At 71.6% G+C, this 18,269-nt stretch carries 14 protein-coding genes; 7 read left to right on the top strand and 7 right to left on the bottom strand.

From position 1 onward, the window contains the following. Window positions 1–112 precede the first annotated feature (112 nt). The 4 genes from ACH4VO_RS19190 (at window position 113) to ACH4VO_RS19175 (ending at window position 4,920) form a co-directional block, all read left to right on the top strand. Window positions 113–1,390: a sensor domain-containing protein gene (locus ACH4VO_RS19190; RefSeq protein ID WP_360992916.1), complete on the top strand. Its 1,278-nt coding sequence runs from the start codon at window positions 113–115 to the stop codon at window positions 1,388–1,390. Then, window positions 1,375–2,022, top strand: a complete 648-nt coding sequence (locus ACH4VO_RS19185) for a response regulator transcription factor (protein ID WP_360992920.1) — start codon at window positions 1,375–1,377, stop codon at window positions 2,020–2,022. The genes ACH4VO_RS19190 and ACH4VO_RS19185 overlap by 16 nt, the downstream gene beginning before the upstream one ends. Window positions 2,023–2,143: 121 nt before the next feature. Then, a complete protein-coding gene (locus ACH4VO_RS19180; protein ID WP_398441017.1) occupies window positions 2,144–4,165 on the top strand; it encodes a hypothetical protein in 2,022 nt (673 codons plus the stop codon). A gap of 41 nt (window positions 4,166–4,206) precedes the next feature. After that, entirely contained in the window at window positions 4,207–4,920 is a 714-nt protein-coding gene (locus ACH4VO_RS19175; RefSeq protein ID WP_360992926.1) for a TetR/AcrR family transcriptional regulator, read from the top strand. 14 nt (window positions 4,921–4,934) lie between these two features. Here the strand turns inward: ACH4VO_RS19175 and ACH4VO_RS19170 are convergent, their stop codons facing one another. The 4 genes from ACH4VO_RS19170 to ACH4VO_RS19155 form a co-directional block, all read right to left on the bottom strand. Continuing rightward, a complete protein-coding gene (locus ACH4VO_RS19170) occupies window positions 4,935–5,285 on the bottom strand; it encodes a 5-carboxymethyl-2-hydroxymuconate Delta-isomerase (protein ID WP_360992929.1) in 351 nt (116 codons plus the stop codon). Between the two features lie 204 nt (window positions 5,286–5,489). Continuing rightward, window positions 5,490–10,802, bottom strand: coding sequence for a pullulanase-type alpha-1,6-glucosidase (pulA, locus tag ACH4VO_RS19165; RefSeq protein ID WP_360992932.1), 5,313 nt, complete (start codon window positions 10,800–10,802; stop codon window positions 5,490–5,492). A 97-nt stretch (window positions 10,803–10,899) separates the two neighbouring features. After that, window positions 10,900–12,621 carry a carbohydrate-binding module family 20 domain-containing protein gene (locus tag ACH4VO_RS19160; protein ID WP_360990062.1) on the bottom strand — a complete coding sequence of 574 codons (1,722 nt, stop codon included), beginning with the start codon at window positions 12,619–12,621 and terminating at the stop codon, window positions 10,900–10,902. 520 nt (window positions 12,622–13,141) lie between these two features. Further along, complete coding sequence (locus ACH4VO_RS19155; RefSeq protein WP_360990059.1) at window positions 13,142–13,912, bottom strand: hypothetical protein; 771 nt, start codon at window positions 13,910–13,912, stop codon at window positions 13,142–13,144. A 174-nt stretch (window positions 13,913–14,086) separates the two neighbouring features. Between ACH4VO_RS19155 and ACH4VO_RS19150 the strand changes: the two genes are divergently transcribed. Further along, entirely contained in the window at window positions 14,087–14,860 is a 774-nt protein-coding gene (locus tag ACH4VO_RS19150; RefSeq protein ID WP_360990056.1) for an alpha/beta hydrolase, read from the top strand. Window positions 14,861–14,863: 3 nt separating this feature from the next. On the opposite strand, the gene ACH4VO_RS19145 is transcribed toward ACH4VO_RS19150, so the two are convergent. From ACH4VO_RS19145 to ACH4VO_RS19135, 3 genes are all read right to left on the bottom strand, one after another. After that, window positions 14,864–15,121: a hypothetical protein gene (locus ACH4VO_RS19145; protein WP_360990053.1), complete on the bottom strand. Its 258-nt coding sequence runs from the start codon at window positions 15,119–15,121 to the stop codon at window positions 14,864–14,866. A gap of 75 nt (window positions 15,122–15,196) precedes the next feature. Then, window positions 15,197–16,156: a hypothetical protein gene (locus tag ACH4VO_RS19140; RefSeq protein ID WP_360990092.1), complete on the bottom strand. Its 960-nt coding sequence runs from the start codon at window positions 16,154–16,156 to the stop codon at window positions 15,197–15,199. Window positions 16,157–16,581: 425 nt separating this feature from the next. Further along, window positions 16,582–17,016: an ATP-binding protein gene (locus ACH4VO_RS19135; protein ID WP_360990050.1), complete on the bottom strand. Its 435-nt coding sequence runs from the start codon at window positions 17,014–17,016 to the stop codon at window positions 16,582–16,584. 164 nt (window positions 17,017–17,180) lie between these two features. Between ACH4VO_RS19135 and ACH4VO_RS19130 the strand changes: the two genes are divergently transcribed. After that, a complete protein-coding gene (locus tag ACH4VO_RS19130; protein ID WP_360990048.1) occupies window positions 17,181–18,062 on the top strand; it encodes a helix-turn-helix transcriptional regulator in 882 nt (293 codons plus the stop codon). Then, entirely contained in the window at window positions 18,059–18,268 is a 210-nt protein-coding gene (locus tag ACH4VO_RS19125; protein WP_360990045.1) for a DUF397 domain-containing protein, read from the top strand. Before ACH4VO_RS19130 ends, ACH4VO_RS19125 begins: the two co-directional genes overlap by 4 nt. Window position 18,269 lies beyond the last annotated feature (1 nt).

Below are 18,269 nucleotides of genomic sequence, written 5' to 3'. Positions count from 1 at the left end.
GTGCCAGGTACACCCCGGCCGGGTGGTGAACCGGCTGCCGGCCGGACGGTCCCGCGGGTCAGACTGGGGGCCGGACGGGATCCGCCGGATCCTGGTGAGGGAAGAAGACAACATGACCGCGACACGCGCGATACGGGGCCGCGTAAGGGCCTCGTTGCTGGACGCCTGGCGGGCGTTCGGCCTCTCCTTCGTGAGCCTCGCGGGGTCGGTCACCCTCTTCGTCCTGTCGCTGCTCTCGATCACCTTCGTCCTGCTGGGCGTGGGGCTGGTCACCACTCCGAAGGTCCTGGGGGCGGTCCGCGACCACGCGGACCGGCGCCGGAGACTGGCGGCCGCCTGGTCGGACGTCCGTATCCCGGCCGCCTACCGGCCGTTCCCGCCGGATCTGCGCACCGGGTTCACCGGGCAGGTGGAGCGCACGACGCTGCTGCTGAAGGACCCGGCGACGTGGCGGGACCTGCGGTGGCTGCTGGTCGACATGACGGCCGGCTACGCACTGCTGGCCCTGGCCTTCGCGCTGGTGGTGTATCCGGTGGAGGCGCTGGCCCTGACGGCGGGGCTCTGGCGGGCCTTCGGCGACGACACGTACTGGTACGGCTTCGTCCCGGTCACCGGCCAGGCGTCCGCACTGGCAGCGGGGGCCCTCGGTCTCGTACTCCTCGTCCTCGTCCCGTGGACGACCCGGCCGCTGCTGAGGCTGCACTTCGTACTCGCCCGGGCGGTACTCGCCCCCACCCACGAACAGGAGCTCGCCCAGCGCATCGACCGGCTCACCGAGACCCGGCACGAGGCCGTGGACACGGCGGCCTCCGAACTCCGGCGCATCGAACGGGACCTGCACGACGGTGCGCAGGCCCGGCTGGTCGCCATGGGCATGAACCTGGGCACCATCGAGGCCCTGGTCGAGAAGGACCCGGCGCAGGCGAAGAAGCTGCTGGCCATGGCCCGGGAGTCGTCCGCCGAGGCCCTCACCGAGCTGCGCGACCTCGTGCGGGGCATCCACCCGCCGGTCCTCGCCGAGCGCGGGCTCGGAGACGCGGTGCGGGCCCTGGCGCTGCGGCTGCCGCTCGCCACGGAGGTGTCGGTGGACCTCCCGGGACGGGCCGAGGCACCCGTCGAGTCGGCCGCGTACTTCGCCGTCAGCGAGGCCCTGACGAACGCCGTGAAGCACGCCGGCGCCGACCGCGTCTGGGTGGACATGCACCACGCCGAGGGCATGCTGCGGGTCTCCGTCACGGACAACGGCAAGGGCGGTGCGGCGGTCGGGGCCGGCTCGGGGCTGAGCGGAATCGAACGCCGACTGGGTACATTCGACGGCGTACTGGCCGTCAGCAGCCCTGCCGGCGGCCCCACGATGGTGACCATGGAGATCCCTTGCGCGTTGTCCTAGCCGAAGATCTCTTCCTGCTCCGCGACGGCCTGGTGCGCATGCTCGAGGCCTACGACTTCGAGATCGCGGCAGCGGTGGAGACCGGGCCCGAACTGACCAGGGCCCTGGCCGATCTGGAGCCGGACGTCGCCGTCGTCGACGTCCGGCTCCCGCCGTCCCACACGGACGAGGGTCTGCAGTGCGCGCTGGCCGCCCGGCGCGCCCGGCCCGGCCTCCCCGTGCTCGTGCTCTCCCAGCACGTGGAGCAGTTGTACGCGCGCGAGCTGCTGGCCGACGGCAACGGCGGCATCGGCTACCTGCTGAAGGACCGGGTGTTCGACGCGGACCAGTTCATCGACGCGGTGCGCCGGGTGGCGGCGGGCGGTACGGCGATGGATCCGCAGGTCATCTCGCAACTGCTCTCCCGGAGGTCGCAGGACAGGCCGATGGCCGGGCTGACCCCCCGGGAGCGCGAGGTCATGGAGCTGATGGCCCAGGGCCGCTCGAACGGGGCGATCGCCTCGCAGATGGTCATCACGGAGCGGGCGGTGGCCAAGCACACCTCGAACATCTTCGGGAAGCTCGGCCTGCCGCCCTCGGACGACGACAACCGCCGCGTGCTCGCGGTACTCGCCTACCTCGACCGGGGCTGACCGGCCGGACGTTCCGGAGGCACGGGCCCGAGGGCACGGGGGGCGGGACTCCCCGGGCAGGGAGCCGGTCGTGCGGGGTGCGCCGGGGTGACCATCGCACCATTCGCTCGTTCAGCTGAATGTGCCCTCACTGCGAGCAGTACCGTCATCAGCCGGACGCCCCCGTGCGGACCGGGCCGGTGCGGAGCGGGCCGAGGCCGCGCTCATGGAGCACTACGCGCGGCTGGTCAGGATCGGATACCTCATCCTGCCTCCCTCCCTCGGGCGCAACCGCCGGGTCCTGACCGCCCACTGGCTCGTCCAGCGGTCCCTGCGCGGGGCGCACCGCCTGGAGCAGGGGGCCCTCGGCCCGGCCTCGGTGGCGCCGGGGGTTCGGGACACCCCGGGCGCCTCCGCCGCCCCTGAAGCCTCTAAAGCCCCCGGGGTTTCGTCCCTCTCGGTGGACGGCGGGCGGGCCTATGCCTGTGCGCGGCTACGGGTGGTGCGTGCCGCCCTGGAGGCGGGGCTTCCGCTGCGCCGGTTCGCCCGGCCCCGCCGGGCGCAGCTGCCCCCCTCGCTGCCCCAGGTGTGGGGGCTGCGGCTGTTCCCGCACTCCTGCGGGGCGGAGGAGCTGGCCCTGGAGCAGGCCCTGGCCGAGGTCTCGGGCCCCTGCCGGGCCGCGCAGGTGCTGCGGGGGCTCGAAGGGCTCGGGGACCCGGAGGTGTGCCGGATCCTGGGCGCGGCAGGGGTGGCCGGGCCGGAGGCGGCGCTGCGGGAGGCCGACGCGCTCCCGGTCCCGTACCGGCTCCTGTCGTCGCCGGAGTTCGACGCGTGTTCGCTGCAGGTCAGGCCGGCCGATCCGGCGCGCCGCCGACGGGTCGCGCGCACCCTCGCCGCCGGGTGCGCCGCGCTTCTGGTCTGCGGGACGCTGCTCCTGACGCCGGGCGACGGCCTGGGCGGCCCGCAGGCTGCCTCCGCGCCTCTCTACTCCCGTCATCCCGCCGCCGAACAGGCCCTGGAACCGGAGGCGCTGCTCCGGGTTCCGGCCGGTTTCTGGCGCAGCTCGGCCCGTACCGACTTCACCGTCTGGCCCACGCGGGGCGACCGGGCCGGGGACACCCGGCTGCTGGGCCGCGCCCTCGCCACGTGGGCCCGCCCCGGCCCGGCGGTGGACTCCTCGGCGGCCCCCGGGACACCCGTCGGACCGCCGATGGGCCCCCCGCAGCTGCTGTTCGCGGGTGAGGTCGGCGGTGCGGCGGTGGTCCTGTTCCACGACGGGCTGCGCGTCGTGCGCTACGCGGAGCCGCGCAACGCGGATCCGGCCGGGAGCGTCGCCCTCGACTTCGCCCGCGTGGACGGCGCGGACGAGGTGACCGCGAGCGCCCTGGTGGTCCAGCGACGCGGCGGGATCCGCTTTCTCACCGCCCCCTGGGTGCGCGGGGCCGCCGTACGCGACCTGCTGGCGCCGCAGGCCCCGGCGCGGCCGTTGCGCCGGGACGCGCACGGGGTGACCGAGGCGTCGACCGGGCCGGGGAGTTCCGGCGGCTGCCGCTCCTGGCCGGCCCTGGAGGTACGTGACGCCTCGGGGGCCCGGCTGCTGACGGACCTGGGCGAGCTCACGCCCGCCCGCCTCACCTCGGGCCCGCCGTCCGCCCCGCACGACGTGTCGGGCCCGGCCGACCGGGCGAGCTGGGCGCGTACCGCCTGTCTCCTTCCGGCGGTGCGTGCGCACGGGGTCCGGTCGGTGAACTCCTGGGCGTACGCGAAGCAGCGGCTCCCCGAGGGCGAGGGTGCCGCACTGTGGCTGTGCACCCGGGCCGAGACGTGGCGGGGTACGGGGAGCAGGGTGCTGGCGCAGTTCCAGGCGCCGCCCGAGGTGTCGGGCGGCGTGCGGGCCCCGGCGGCGGTCGCGGCCCGCGCCGAGGACTCCCCCGACTGCGGGAGACGCCGGCCGCGGGTCCTGGCGGGCGTGCTGTGGAGGTCGGACGGCGGGCGGTGGTACGTACTCGCCGCAGGATCACGGCAGTTCGCGTCTCTCTCGGCGACCGGCGGGGTCCGCGGCCGGGCGGACGGACGGCTGCTCGCGGTGCCGGCCCGGGCAGGCGACCGGGCCCGGCTGGAGGGGGTCCTGGCGGACGGCAGACGGGTCCGGGCCCTGCGCTGACCTGGGCCCGGATGCCTGGCCCGTCCCGTTAGGCTGTCGGTATGACGACCGGTGCGCGGCGGAGGATGGGCGTCGACGAGCGCAGGCAGCAGTTGCTCGCCGTGGCGCTGGAGTTGTTCAGCCGCCGCTCGCCCGACGACGTGTCGATCGACGAGATAGCGGCCGCCGCCGGTATCTCGCGTCCGCTCGTCTACCACTACTTCCCGGGGAAGCAGAGCCTGTACGAGGCGGCGCTGGCGCGGGCCGCCGACGAGCTGGCCGGCAGCTTCCTGGAGCCGCACGAAGGGCCTCTGGGGGCACGGCTGTTGCGGGTGATGGGCCGGTTCTTCGGCTTCGTGGAGGAGCACGGACCGGGCTTCGCGGCGCTGCTGCGGGGCGGTCCGGCCGGCGGCTCCTCGACGGCCGACGCGTTGATCGACGGGGTGCGGCAGGCGGCGTACGCGCAGATCGTCGCGCACCTCGGGGTGGAGTCGCCGCCCGCCCGGCTGGAGCTGGTCGTGCGGTCCTGGGTGTCGCTGGCGGAGTCGACGGCCCTGCTGTGGCTGGACGGGAAGCGCGTTCCGCGCGCCGAGCTGGAACTGCAGCTGGTCCACGACTTCGCGGCGCTGGCCGCCGTGAGTGCCGCGTACGACCAGGAGATGGCGGAGATCGTGCTGCGGGTTCTCGCGCAGGAGCCGGCGGACGGGCCGTTCGGCGATCTGCTGGCGCGGCTCTCCGTGCTGGCGCCCGCCGTCGGGGCCGTCCCGCCGCAGTGACGTACGCGAGCTCGTCAGCTCTTGCGGTAGGACGGGTCGAGGTCGCGGGTCTCGGCCGAGGCGTGGACGGCGAGTCCGCCGGTGGGCTTCAGGTGTCCGGCCAGCAGCTCCAGCACGGACTCGGTGAGCCGCTCCTTGATCTCGGGGGTGCGGCCCGCCAGGAGGCCGATGGAGACGTGCACGATCGCGTCGCCGGCCGGGGCGTCCCCGACGACGGACTCCTCGACCCGGCGGAAGCGGGTCTTGCAGCTGGGGACCTTCGTGGTGACGGTCTCGGCGACCAGCGGGTGCAGGGCGAGGGCGAAGCCGCGGCGGTCGAAGGCGTCGTCGAGCTCGGCGGAGTAGTCGACGGTGATCTGCGGCATCATGCGCTCCTGGGTGCGGGGTGACGTCGGTCGGGCCGACGCCTGTGGGACGGACGCCGGCGGGGCCGACGCCGGTCGGGTGTCGCGCTCAGCTTTACGTGATCGGCACCGGCCGCACAAGGGAGTCCCGCCGTACGGACCGGCCGGCCCCGGCTCCGTCCCCCGGTGGGGGTGCGGAGCCGGGGCCGGCCGGTGGACGGTGCCTCAGCGCCGGGTGAAGACGGCGACCGTGCGGCCCGGGACGGTGAAGCCGCCCGTGGCGGCGTCGTACGACGCCGTGCGCACGACCGGGTCGGAGCCCGCCGCCTGCACGGGGTGCAGCGCGTACGCCGTGCCCGCCAGCTCCGGGACGCGCTGGCTCTCGGCCCGCGGGGTGGCGTTCATGACCACGACCAGCTTGCCCAGGCGCATCGTGATGACCCCCGGTGTCTCCTTCGTGCCCGAGAGCGGGAAGGACAGCGTCTTCTGCACCTGCTCCGCCGTGGCGAGGGAGAAGTCCTTCTCGCCGGTCCGGAGGGTGAGCAGGTCCTGGTACGCGGCGGACGCGCCGGTGATGTCGGCGCACCCGGGGGTGAGGGCCGGTGCGGTGAGCAGCGGCTTGCCGTAGGACCACTTGGCCTGGTTGTCGGCGGCGGGCGGCAGCCCGCGGCCGAAGCCGTTGCCGTCGCGGCAGTCCCAGTGCAGCGCGTTGAACCAGTCGCCGCTGTCGTAGGAGTTGCGGTCGAGCGACTTGGAACGCAGCAGGTCGGAGCCCGCCTGGGAGAGCGAGGGTCCCTGCGAGAGGGCCGCGGTGGCCATCGCGAGTACCTGCATGCGGGCCCGGTCCGCCGCCGGGGTGCCGGCGGGCAGTTTGAAGGCGAGGGCGTCGTACAGGGACTCGTTGTCGTGCGCGTCGGCGTACGCGAGGGCGTCACCGGGGGCGGCCGCGTATCCGGCGGGGGCACCGTTGTAGTCGACGGCCGATCCTTTGACCGTACGGCCCTGGGTGTCGGTGAAGGTGTAGTCGGCGAGGTTGCCGGTGAGGCCGACCTTGATCAGGTCCTGGTAGTGGAGCAGCCGGGCCTTCTGTTCGGCCTCGGTGCCGTTGGCGGGTGAGCTGTTGGGGTCGGTGTACAGGCCGGAGGCGAAGCCCTGGACGCGGGGGTCCTCGTCGAAGGGGCCGCCGCCGCGCACGGCGTCGCGGGCCCGGTCGGAGAAGGTGGCGATGCCGGTGCCGGCCATGTTCTTCTGGGTGGCCTGGACGAAGCGGGCGTCGTCGGCGATCTCACCGAAGTTCCAGCCCTCGCCGTACAGGATGATCTTCTTCCCGTCGACGCCGTCCTCGGCGAGGGTCAGCTCGTCCAGTGCCGTGCGGACCGCGAGGATGTTGGCCTTGGGGTGGTGTCCCATCAGGTCGAAGCGGAAGCCGTCGACCTTGTACTCCTTGGCCCAGGTGACGACCGAGTCCACGACGAGCTTGCCCATCATGGTGTTCTCTGGCGCGGTGTTGGCGCAGCAGGTGGAGGTGGCGACGGTGCCGTCCTCCAGGAGGCGCTGGTAGTAGCCGGGGACGATCCGGTCGAGGACGGACTTGTCGTCCTGGCCGGAGGCGACGGTGTGGTTGTAGACGACGTCCATGACGGTCCGCAGGCCCGCCCCGTTGAGCCCCTGGACCATCTGCCGGAACTCGACGGTGCGCTGAGTGCCGTCGGGGTCGGAGGCGTAGGAGCCCTCGGGAACCGTGTAGTGCAGCGGGTCGTAGCCCCAGTTGAAGGCGTCCTTGCCGGCCGCCTTCGCCACGCAGGCCTGCTGCTCCTCGGAGTCGGGGGCGTACACGGACAGGTCGCAGGCCGGCTTCCGCTGGTCGGACTTCTTCTCCGGGATCGTGCCGATGTCGAAGGCGGGCAGCAGGTGCACGTAACCGGTGCCGGAGTCCGCCAGCTCCTTGAGGTGCTTCATGCCGTCGGAACGGGTGTCGGTGAAGGCGAGGTACCCGCCGGGGTGCTTGGCCGTGGGGTCCGCGATCGAGAAGTCGCGGATGTGCAGCTCCTGGATCTGCGCGTCGCGCAGCGGGACGGCCGCCGGCTTCTTCAGTCCGGACCAGCCGCGCGGCGCCAGCTCCGGGTCGTCGAGGTCGACGACGAGGCTGCGGGCGGAGTCGGTGGTCAGGGCGGTGGAGTAGGGGTCGGTGACCTTGTTGGTGACCATCTTCTGGACACTGGGCGCCCAGACCGTCACCTGGTAGCGGTACGGCTTGCCGTTCCAGCCCCGGTCGCCCGTGGCGGACCACACGCCGGTGCGGTCGTCGCGGCGCATGGGGACGGTCCTCCCGCCGAGTTCGAGCGAGACCGTGCGGGCGGTGGGCGCCCAGACGGAGAGGGTGGGCCGGCCGTGGCGGAAGACCGGTCCGAGGGCGGTGCCGGCGGCCTTCGACCCGTACAGGTCGTCCAGCACGCCCGCGGTCTGCACCCCGGTCGCGGCGAGCAGGGCGCCGTTGGCGGCGCGCTGGGTGGCGATCAGCTGGCCGCGCAGGGACGCGCGGACCCTGTCCCGGTCACGGGGGTCGACGGTGAACGCCGGGTAGCTGCTGAGGTGCGGGTACTTCGCCTTCTGGGCGGCGGTGAGTTCCGTCGCGCCGAGCCGCAGCCACTGCCCCTCGTCGGACAGGGCGCCGTCGACGACGGAGATGCCGCCGTCCCTGGCGTACACCAACTGCTGGCTGGTGGCGTCGGTGGCCTTCACCTTCCAGACGACGGTGTCCGCGTCGATCCACTGGGCCTCGGCCTTGGTCAGGTCGGGGGTGGGTACGCCGCCCGCCTGCGGAAGCAGGTATCCGGGCTTTCCGCCGAGCATCCAGACCTCGTGCCCGTAGGTGGCGATGTCCAGGGACTGGTCGCTGGGCAGGTCCTTCTCGTCACCCTTGTGGAGGATGTAGCTGAGCGAGGTGGCGCCCTCGGTGAGCGGGACCTCGAAGGTGGCGCCGTAGGCGTCGGTCTTCACGGGCTGCAGCGGCTTCGCCCAGTCCGTGGGCGAAGCGGCCCCGGTCCAGGTGTGCAGGCCCCAGCCGTCGTAGTTCCCGTCGGCCCGGTGGTAGTGCAGGACGGCCTTCGACGTGTCCTGCGGCGGTTCGGCACCCTCGGGCGCCTCGGTGGCCTGGCCCTCCTTGCCCTGTTCGACCCAGACCTGTCCGGTCCGCGCGAGGTCGATCGTGCGCTGCGGGCCGTCGGCGGTACCGGCCTTCTCGACCGTGTACGGGACGGTGGAGGCACCCTCGTCGAGGTCGATCCAGGCGAACGCGCCGTAGGCGTCCCGGCCGATGAAGTCGGCGCTCTTCCCGCCGGACTTCAGCTGCCAGCCCGCGTAGTCGCCGTCCGCGCGCCTGTAGTGGACGAGGGCGTGGTCGCGTGCGACGGCGACGGGCTTGGGCGCCGGCAGGGCCTGCCCTGCGGTCGTGGAGGCGAGGGCGCTCGCGGTGCGTCCGGCCCGGTCGACGACGACGGCCTTGTAGCGCAGTACGGTGCCGGCCGCCACGGAGTCGTCCAGGTGCTGGGTGACCTTGTACGGGGCGTGGTCGGCGGAGCCGAGGGTGCGCCACTTCCCGTTGCCGGTCTGGGCGGCGAAGACGACGCGGTCGAGCCCGCCGCCGTCCACGTCGGCGGTGAGCTCGACGGTGCCGGTCGCTCCGGCTGCCGGGGCCTTCAGGGTGAGCGACGGCTCGGTGGCCGGTGTGCCGAGCGGCTTGTCGGCGCGGAGCACGATGCTGGAGAGCGCGGGCACGGTGACGCTGACCGTGCGGTCGGCGGCGCTGCGGACGTTTCCGGAACCGCCGTACACGGTACGGAAGTCCATGCCGGCGGACTCGGTGGCCAGCTCGACGGTCCGCGCCTGCGCGGAGTTGTTGGCGGCGACGACGTACTCGTACGGGCGCTTCGGGTCCGTACGCGAGAAGGCGTAGACGGAGTCCTTGGCGTAGCGCTCGGTCTGCACGCCGTCGCGCAGGGCCGGGTGCTCCTCGGTGAGCTTCGAGAGGGCCGCGATGGAGCGGTAGAGCGGGTGCTCCGTGTCGTACGCGTCGACGGCGTGCGTGCGGTCGGTGCCGAGCTGGTCGTCGTCGAGGTAGTCGGCGGTCTTCGAGGCGAAGAGCGGCTGGCGGGCGTCCTTGTCGCCGCCGGCCCCGGTGTAGCCCTGCTCGTCGCCGTAGTAGATCACCGGGTTGCCGCGGCCGAGGAACATCAGCTCGTCGGCGAGGCGGGCGCGGGCGAGGAGTTCGGCGTCGTCGGCCTTCGGGTTGTCCTGCTTCAGGAAGGTGCCGATCCGGCCCATGTCGTGGTTGCCGAGGAAGGTCACCTGCTCGTAGGCGTTGGCCTTGTCGGTGGTGTAGCGGTAGTCGTCACCGTAGACGGCCGCGAGCTTGGAGGCGGGCGCGCCCTGGGAGGCGTACTGGCGGGCGGCTTCCTGGAAGGGGAAGTCGAGCGTGGCGTCGAGCCGGCCCCGTGTCACGTAGGGCGAGGTGATCGCGGTGTCGGCGGAGTAGACCTCGCCGAACATGAAGAAGTCGTCGCGGCCGTGCCGGGCGGCGTAGGCGTCCAGGGTGGTGGCCCACTGCGTCCAGAAGTCGAGGTCGACGTGTTTGACGGTGTCGATGCGGAAGCCGTCGATGTCGAAGTCGCGGACCCACTTCTCGTAGATCTTCTCCATGCCGGAGACGACCTCGGGGCGCTCGGTCCACAGGTCGTCGAGGCCGGAGAAGTCGCCGTACTCGGTGGACTCGCCGGCATAGGTCGAGTCGCCGCGGTTGTGGTACATCGTGGGGTCGTCGAGCCAGGCGGGGACCTTCTTCCCCGTGGTGACGGGGGTGTACGGGAACGAGCCGGCGTCCACCTCCGCCATGCCCGCGCTGTCGTCGAACGGCCTGCCGTCCTTGTCGAGGTACGGGAAGGCGCCCTTGGGCTTGTAGCCGTACTTCTTCTCGGCGTAGTCGACGGTGTCGGCGGTGTGGTTGGTGATGACGTCGAAGAAGACCTTCATGCCCTTGCCGTGGGCCTTGTCGATCAGCTTCGACAGGTCGGCGTTGGTGCCGAAGTGCGGGTCGACCTGGGTGAAGTCGGTGATCCAGTAGCCGTGGTAGCCGGCCGACGCGTTCTCCCCGGTCCCCTGGACGGGGCGGTTCTTGAAGATCGGCGCGAGCCAGATCGCGGTGGTGCCGAGGCCCTTGATGTAGTCGAGCCGCTGAGTGAGGCCCTTGAGGTCGCCGCCCTGGTAGAAGCCCTTGTCCGTGGGGTCGTAGCCGGTCTCCGACCGTGACCCGGTCAGGCCGCCCCGGTCGTTGGAGGTGTCGCCGTTGGCGAACCGGTCGGGCAGCACGAAGTAGAACTGCTCACGGGTCAGGTCGTGCCTGGCCGGCTCCCGGGCCAGCTTCGCGTCCGAGGGCGGGGCCGGAGGTCTGGGCGCGGCGGCCGCTGTGGCCGCCGGGACGACGGGCAGCAGCGCCGCGCACAGGGCGGCGACGGCTCCCCGCCGGAGGGTGGTTCGGGGCACGGGCGGGTTCTCCTCGGCTTTCGGGGGTCTGGCGGTGTGGAGCGGTGTGGGCCGGGGACGCGTGTCCCGCGTCCCCGGCCCACACGGTGGTGTGTTGTCAGCTGCGCCAGACGTCGCTGGTCAGCGCGATCTTTCCGGAGGACGGCACGGTCCCGGTGCGGTTGGCGCCGCTCTCCCAGGTGACGTTGCCGCTCGCGTCCTTGCGGAGGTACTTGTACTCGAAGGAGGTCCCGGCGGGCAGGGCCACGTCGAGCTTCCAGACGGGGTACGCCGCCGGGTCGAGCTTGAGCGCACTGCCGGCGGACCAGTTGCCGAGCGCGGCCTGGTTGCCGGTGACGTAGATGTTCTGGCCGGGCTGCGTGGTGGCGTTGACGCCGAAGGAGGCGCCGGAGGAGGTCCCGGGGTCGGGGGTCGTGCCGCCGCCCGTGCAGGTCCGGGCGCCGACGTGCAGGGCGACGGCGGTGCCGGCGCCGACGGTGGCGGTGAACTGTCCCGAGCCGTTGACCGTGACGCCCTTGCCGGACTGGACGTCGCAGTAGTCACCGGCGGGCAGTGCCGTCTGGAACGTACGGGTCAGCGAGGAGCCGGCGCGGTTGATGGCGACGTACGCCTTGGAGCCCCGGCCGAAGGCGATCTGGCTGCCGCCGTTGTCCCACCAGTTCGAGACGGCCTGGCCCCGGGCGGCGTTGCGGAAGCCGACCATGGAGGAGATCTCGCGCCAGGCGTGCTGGCACTTCCAGCCGTCGGTGTAACAGGCGTTCACCTGACCGCCGTTGGGCGGGCCGGCGTCCTTGTCGGTCCACTCGTAACCGGAGTGGACGTCCGGGGAGCCGTAGGGGTAGGCCAGCATGAAGACGCTCGCCAGGGTGTAGTTGGCGCCGTCCTTGTAGTTCAGGGTGTCGCCGCCGCGCTCGGTGTCGTGGTTGTCGACGAAGACCGCCGACTTCCCCGACTCCATGAAGCCCCAGCCCTCGCCGAAGTTCTTGAGGCTCGCGAGGTTCCCGCCGGTGAAGGCCTGCTTGAGACCGCGTCCGTAGCGGAACTCCTGGACGTCACCGCTCCCGAGGTACTCGGAGGGAGAGACGGCTTCGCCCGCCCCGTAGATGGCCTCGTGCTTCCAGTACACGCCCGGGTTGCTCAGCCGGGACTTGATGTTCGCGAGGTCGGCTGCCGGCATGTGCTTGGCGGCGTCGATGCGGAAGCCGTCGACGCCGAGGGAGAGCAGGTCGTTGAGGTAGCCGGCTATCCGGCCGCGCACGTACTCCTCGCCGGTGTCCAGGTCGGCGAGGCCGACGAGTTCGCAGTTCTGGACGTTGGCGCGGTCGCCGTAGTTGCTGATCTGCGCCTGGCAGTCGTTCATGTCGCTGACCGAGTAGGTGCCCGGGTAGTCGTACTTCGTGTACGAGGAGCCCCCGGTGCCGGTGCCGGATCCGGCAGACATGTGGTTGATGACCGAGTCGGCGATGACCTTCACGCCGGCGCCGTGGCACGTGCTGACCATGTTCGCGAAAGCAGCACGGTCACCGAGGCGGCCGGCGATCTTGTAGCTGACGGGCTGGTACGAGGTCCACCACTGGCCGCCCTGGATGTGCTCCTGGGGCGGCGAGACCTGGACGAAACCGTAACCGGCCGGGCCGAGGCTGTCCGTACAGGCCTTGGCGACGGAGGCGAACTTCCACTCGAACATCACGGCCGTGACGTCCTTCTCGCCGGGCGGCGCGGCCTGGGCGGTTCCCGCGGCGCCGAGCCCGGTGGGGACGGCCAGGACGGCGGCGCCCGTGGCCATGGCGAGCGTGGCGGACAGGGATCTGCGTGCCATGTCTGTTCCTCCTGCGTGGGGGAAAGTGCGGGGGGTGGCGGAGCAGCCTCACCTGGCAACGCGCCGTGCCGTCAAGGCTCATGAAGGTTCTTGCAGCAAGAATGCAAAACCTCGATGCGCAGCGACGGTACGAGCCTGACCTGCCCCGGTCAACCCCCTGGACATGACGCGATAACATCCCGATCACATCCGCGAAATCTCGCAGATTTCTCCCTGCAAGGACTTACGCAAGATATTGCGGTGCTGTTACGTTCATCCCGACTCCGGTCCGGCCGGCCGGGGGTCCGGTGCGCCGGGTCCCACGCGCCCGGCCGGCCGGGCCGGTCACGCCACGGAGAGGTCCGGACGTCGCTTCCCCGCCGGCCCACCCTGGGCCGACCTCCGGACCTCTCCTGGGCGGGCCACCCTCGTCGCGTCCAGCTCGCCGCATCCGGTCGGCGTGAGGTTACGGACCGTAGTCCGGGCGACATGCCAGGTTTCCCCGTCTCTCGGCTCACGATGACCGCAGTCGGCCGACGGCTCAGTAGGTGTGCCCCGGCCAGTGGGGGTCCTCCCAGCGGGCGGGTCCGGTGAGACCGAGGAGCCGGACCGCGTGGTGCAGCTCTTCGGAGGCGCCCTGGGCCGTCAGACGCGCGGGGGCGTTGCGGGCCAGCCAGATGCTGAGCCCACCGACCCTCTCCTTGTCGTTTTCCCAGGCGTACCACGGGAGTTCGTCACCCAGCAGGTCGTACTCCCAGCGGTCCACGGCCTCCACCAGCCGCCGGGCGGCCTCCGGGTGGTCCGTCGCGCCCCATACCGCGAGCCAGGGAGCCACCGTGCCCGAGGCCTCGGCGCACGCCGCGAAGACCTGGTACGCCGGCACGGGGGCGTCGGGCGCCGTGAGGCTGTCGGCCCACCACGCGTGCAGGAACTCCCGTACGGAAGCGGTCTGCGCGGCGGGCCACTGCTGCCATCTGCCACGTGCGAAGGACTGGCCTACGTCCCCCATGTCGAAGAGCGGTTCCACCCGCCCCCCGACGAGCGCTGTCGCGAACTGAGGCAGGATGCGGCGCAGTACGGCCCCGTGGTCGCGCCAGTCGACCGCCTGCCACGTGCGCCGCAGGAGGTCGGGGTCGAGTTCGACGTCGGGTGTCTTGAGCTGCTCGAGGTCCTCGGCGCTGCCCCAGTGGCACGCGCAGTTGTCCTCGTCCGGGACGGCCGTCATCCCGCCGAAGGTGACGGCGAGGTCGTGCAGCGCGGCGTCGAGGCGCGGTGCCGGAGTCCGGTCCGGGCGCGGTACGGGTATGGGCATTGGCTGCCGCCTTCGTGACTCCGGAAGGTCGCGCCGACCGAAGAACGCAACGTTACCGGTAGCCGGCGCACCGCGTCGCCGGGGGCGGAGTCACCGTGCAAGCGGGTGCGACCGGGCCCTCCGAGGTGGCCGGTTACGCTCGTGCCGTACAGCGATGAGACCGAGGAGTACAGAGTGCGCGACGCCACCGTCACCCCGGGGGGAGACCGGATCCGCTGGGTGGAGCTGCCCGGGCAGGAGCCTGCCCGTGTCTACGTGCACGGCCTCGGTGCCACCTCCCCCGCCTACTTCGCGCAAGCCGCCGCGCACCCGCTGCTCACCGGCCGCAGGTCCTTGCTCGTCGACCTTCTGGGCCACGGCATCAGCGACCGGCCGACCGATTTCGACTACCGCCTCGCATCGCACGCCGACGCGCTGGCCTCGGCCCTGACGGACGCGGGCGTCACCGGCGCGGAGCTGGTGGCGCACAGTATGGGTGGTTCCGTCGCCGTCGTCCTGGCGGCCCGTCACCCCCGACTGGTGTCGCGCCTGGTCCTGGTGGACGCGAACCTCGATCCTCTGACACCGGTGCCGGGAGCTCCGGGCAGCAGCGGGATCGCCGCGCTCTCCGAGCCCGAGTTCCTGGCGGGCGGCTGGCAGCGGATCCGCGACCTGGCGGGTCCCCACTGGTGGTCCACGATGCGCCTGGCCGGCCTGGAGGCCCTCCACCGCAGCGCCGTGCACCTGACCCGCGGGACCACGCCCACGATGCGTGAGCTGCTGCTGGAGCTGAGCATCCCGCGGACGTTCCTGTACCCGCAGGCCGACGGTGCGCCCGCCGGGACCGAGGCGCTCACCGAAGCCGGTGTGCGCGTGGTCCCGGTCCCGGACTGCGGGCACAACATCATGCTGGACAACCCGGACGCGTTCGCCCGGGAGACTGCCGCCGCGCTCTCGGCGGACGGCTGAGGATCAGCGGCCGACGGGCTCGTCATCGCCGAAGATCTCCTCGGCAGTGGTGGCGAGGACCGCGCGCCTGAGCCACTGGCGCATGAGCTCCGGGTCGCCGCAGGTGCTGACCTTCTCGCGGGTGGCGTCCATGACGTCGATGCCGCGTTCATCGAGGATGAACAGGATGGTCTCGGCGCGGCCCTGCAAACGGCCCTGCACGCGGCCCTCTTCCCGGATTTCCTCGGAGAGGGGCGAGATGTAGAAGGAGAGATCGGCCACCAGGTTCCTCTGCTGTTGTGCGGGCGGGGCCGGCGCCGGTACGCCACGCAGGGCAACCGGCACCGGGACGACTCGTCACCGATCGGCGGAGGTCTCCTCGCCGAAGACCTCCTCGGCCGTGGTGGCTACGAGTGCGCGAGCCAGCCACCGGCGGAGGAGTTCGGGGTCACCGCAGGTGGTGACCTTCTTCCGGGTGGCATCGGTGATGCCGATGCCACGCACGTCGAGGGTGAGCAGGAGATCCTCGGCGCGGCCCTGCGCGGTGCCCTGCACGCGGCCCTGCGCCAGGCCCTGCACGAGGCCCTGCACGAGGCCCTGTTCACGGCCCTGCGCGCGGCCTTCGTCCCGGATTTCTTCGGAGAGCGGCGAGGTGTAGAAGGAGAGATCCACGGCCACCAGGTTCCTCCACTGTTGTGCGACCGGGCGGTTGCCCAGGCCTTGTGCGATGAGTTCGACGAAGGGTTCGGCGATCGATTCCGGCGTGTCGCGCAGAGCGGCCGACATCGTCTTCAGTATCGCATCGACGTCCGGATTGTCAGCGTGTGTGATCGCCGAGAGTGTGGCGAGCGCGAGGTCCTTGCGCGCTTCGGCCACGTCGGTGATGACGGGCATGTTGTGGGGGCCCGCCACCAGAGGGCGGGTCGTGACGGTCGGCCATTGGGGCAGGCCGATGGTGAGGGGGCGGGCGGCCCACGCGGCGGTGGCGTGGTCCTGGCAAATCACGAGGAGCAGGACGGGCAGCCGGTACTTGTTGTTGAGATACGTGACGTAGTACGGCCAGCTGGCTGTCTTTCCGGGGTCCTTCTTGCCCTGGGCCTCGACGACGAGGAGGTAGGGCCCGTCGTTCCGCGTCTCGATCCGCAGGAGGGTGTCGACACGCCGTTCGAGCGGCTCGTTCTCGGTGAGGTCGACCGTCAGAGGCTCTGCCGACACCGGGGGCGGAATCTCGAGCCCGAGGACTTCGGGAAGCCGGGAGAACAGGCCCGGGTCTTTCTGGAAGATGCGGTGCATCGCTTCGTGCGGTGCGCTGACCATGGGTTTCCCATCGGAATCAGGCTGCTGTGGACAGGTCGGTGCGGCGGTCACGGCAGTGGCCGCAATGCCGCGGGCGGAAGGTGTAGCGACGGCGGTCGCAGTCGAGGGCGGAATGACGACCGGACGGGACGGGCGGCGGGTGATGCGTGATCCCGGGTGCCGGGCGGGAAACGGGGACACAGCCGAGCTGCCACGTCCCACTCGTTCAGGGCGGCGGCTCTGCGTGTCTCGCCCTCAGGGACCCTCGGCCGGAATGTCCGCCCCGGCGGCGCGTCTCGTCTCCGTGGAAGTCGGGGCAATTATATTCCCGACAACCCATGTGATATCCGGCTTAGTTGCTCTAAGTCACCTGAATGAGTGACGAAATATGCCTGACGGCGAGTGGAGCGCGGAGGACTGATGCCCCAGCGGCCAGGTGGCGGCCCTCACCGTGCGAGGGCGAGTTCGGCCCAGACCGTCTTGCATGAGGCCGGCTCGACGTCGATCCCCCAGCGGTCCGCGAGCGCCTCCACGATCAGCAGACCGTGTCCCGACTCGCCGTCAACGGCCGCCACGACGGTTCCGGGCGACGGGGGCAGCCGTTCGCCCCGGGCGTCGGTCACCTCGATCCGGAGGACGGCATCGCGATGGACCGAGAGGCGCAGCCGGAAGTCCCGCCCCGGCACCCGGCCGTGCAGAACGGCGTTCGCGGCAAGCTCGGCCACGATGTGCGCGGCCGGCCCCGTGGGCAGTCCCCAGTCCCCCAGGTGCGCCGTGGTGAGCAGGCGGGCGAGCCTGGCGCCCCGACGGGTGGGCGAGAGCAGAACGGTGAACTGCCGGGTGGGAGCGGAATGTTCGGTTCGGGTGATTTCTTGGGTCACGTCCCTCAGCGTGACCCCTCCTGCGTACCGTGAGAAGCAATCGGGCGGTTACGTACGGTGATTGTCCCGCCCCTGTCCGATGCTGTCCCGACTGTCCGGGGTGACTGGCCGGCGAGGACAGCGGTTGGTACGGGAACGGCAGGCGCGTGGGAAGTGGGGTACGGATGAGCGTGGATGAGGTCGTCGCGGCACGCGGTGACGACGGCGGAGCCGACGAGCCCGGCTGGGAGGTCGATCCCGATGACGAGTCGGGTGTCGCCATGGCCGCGACGGTGGGTCGTCAGATCAAGGCCTGGCGGGAGGCGGCAGGCATGCGGGCCGGAGAGTTCGGGGCCGCGATCGGGTACGGGGAGGACCTGGTCTACAAGGTCGAGGGCGGCCGCCGCATCCCCCGCCCGGAGTTCCTGGACAGGGCGGACGAGGTGCTGCGAGCAGGCGGCAAGCTCGCCTTGCTGAAACGGGAGTTGGCGGAGGTCCGGTACCCGAAGAAGGTACGGGACCTGGCAAGGGTGGAGGCTCGGGCCGTCGAGCTCATGGCCTACGGGGACCACAACCTGCACGGCCTGTTGCAGACCGCCGAGTACGCGCGAGCGCTCTTCGAGATGCGACTGCCGGCATACGAGCCCGATGCGATCGAGCACGCAGTCGCCGCGCGGATGGCCAGGCAGGCGATCTTCGAGCGCACTCCGGCTCCCGCTCTCAGTTTCGTACAGGAGGAAGCAACCCTGAGGCGCCCGCTCGGGGGCACAATGGTTCTACGCCGCCAGCTCGAACGCCTCTTGTCCATCGGCCAGTTGCGGCAAGTCTCCATCCAGGTCATGCCGACCGCCCGCGAGGAACACGCTGGAATGCAGGGAGAGACGCAGGTGCTGAAGTTCAGGGACGGAACGGCTCTCGGACGCTCGGAAGGGGCGTTCAACGGCCGGGCGGTATCCGACCCGAAACAGCTTCGAATCCTTGAGCTGCGGTATGGCATGATCCGGGCGCAGGCGCTCCCCCCTCGGGAGTCGCTGGCCTTCATCGAGCACCTTCTGGGAGAAACATGATCAGCAAGCTGCCCGCCGAGGGCGATCACGAACTGAAGTGGTACAAGAGCAGCTACAGCAGCAACAGCAGCGAGGCCGACTGCGTCGAGGTCGCCACCATCCGCGGCGCGGTGCACGTCCGCGACTCCAAGCACGTCGCCGGCCCCCGCCTCGGCTTCACGCCCACGACCTGGGAAGCGTTCGTCCCGTACGCCTCGGAGAGCTGAC

It is taken from the genome of Streptomyces sp. NPDC020780, assembly GCF_044334475.1.
Classification (GTDB): Bacteria; Actinomycetota; Actinomycetes; order Streptomycetales; family Streptomycetaceae; genus Streptomyces.
The sequence above is the reverse complement of the archived record's forward strand: the minus strand, read 5'-3'. Positions and strand labels throughout refer to the sequence as shown.

What these genes read in the sequence shown, in the direction of transcription:
- ACH4VO_RS19130 (WP_360990048.1), top strand. Translation starts at nt 17,181, where the DNA reads ATGAGCGTGGATGAGGTCGTCGCGGCACGCGGTGACGACGGCGGAGCC.
- ACH4VO_RS19170 (WP_360992929.1), bottom strand. Translation starts at nt 5,285, where the DNA reads ATGCCGCAGATCACCGTCGACTACTCCGCCGAGCTCGACGACGCCTTC.
- ACH4VO_RS19155 (WP_360990059.1), bottom strand. Translation starts at nt 13,912, where the DNA reads ATGCCCATACCCGTACCGCGCCCGGACCGGACTCCGGCACCGCGCCTC.
- ACH4VO_RS19190 (WP_360992916.1), top strand. Translation starts at nt 113, where the DNA reads ATGACCGCGACACGCGCGATACGGGGCCGCGTAAGGGCCTCGTTGCTG.
- ACH4VO_RS19160 (WP_360990062.1), bottom strand. Translation starts at nt 12,621, where the DNA reads ATGGCACGCAGATCCCTGTCCGCCACGCTCGCCATGGCCACGGGCGCC.
- ACH4VO_RS19175 (WP_360992926.1), top strand. Translation starts at nt 4,207, where the DNA reads ATGACGACCGGTGCGCGGCGGAGGATGGGCGTCGACGAGCGCAGGCAG.
- ACH4VO_RS19140 (WP_360990092.1), bottom strand. Translation starts at nt 16,156, where the DNA reads ATGGTCAGCGCACCGCACGAAGCGATGCACCGCATCTTCCAGAAAGAC.
- ACH4VO_RS19125 (WP_360990045.1), top strand. Translation starts at nt 18,059, where the DNA reads ATGATCAGCAAGCTGCCCGCCGAGGGCGATCACGAACTGAAGTGGTAC.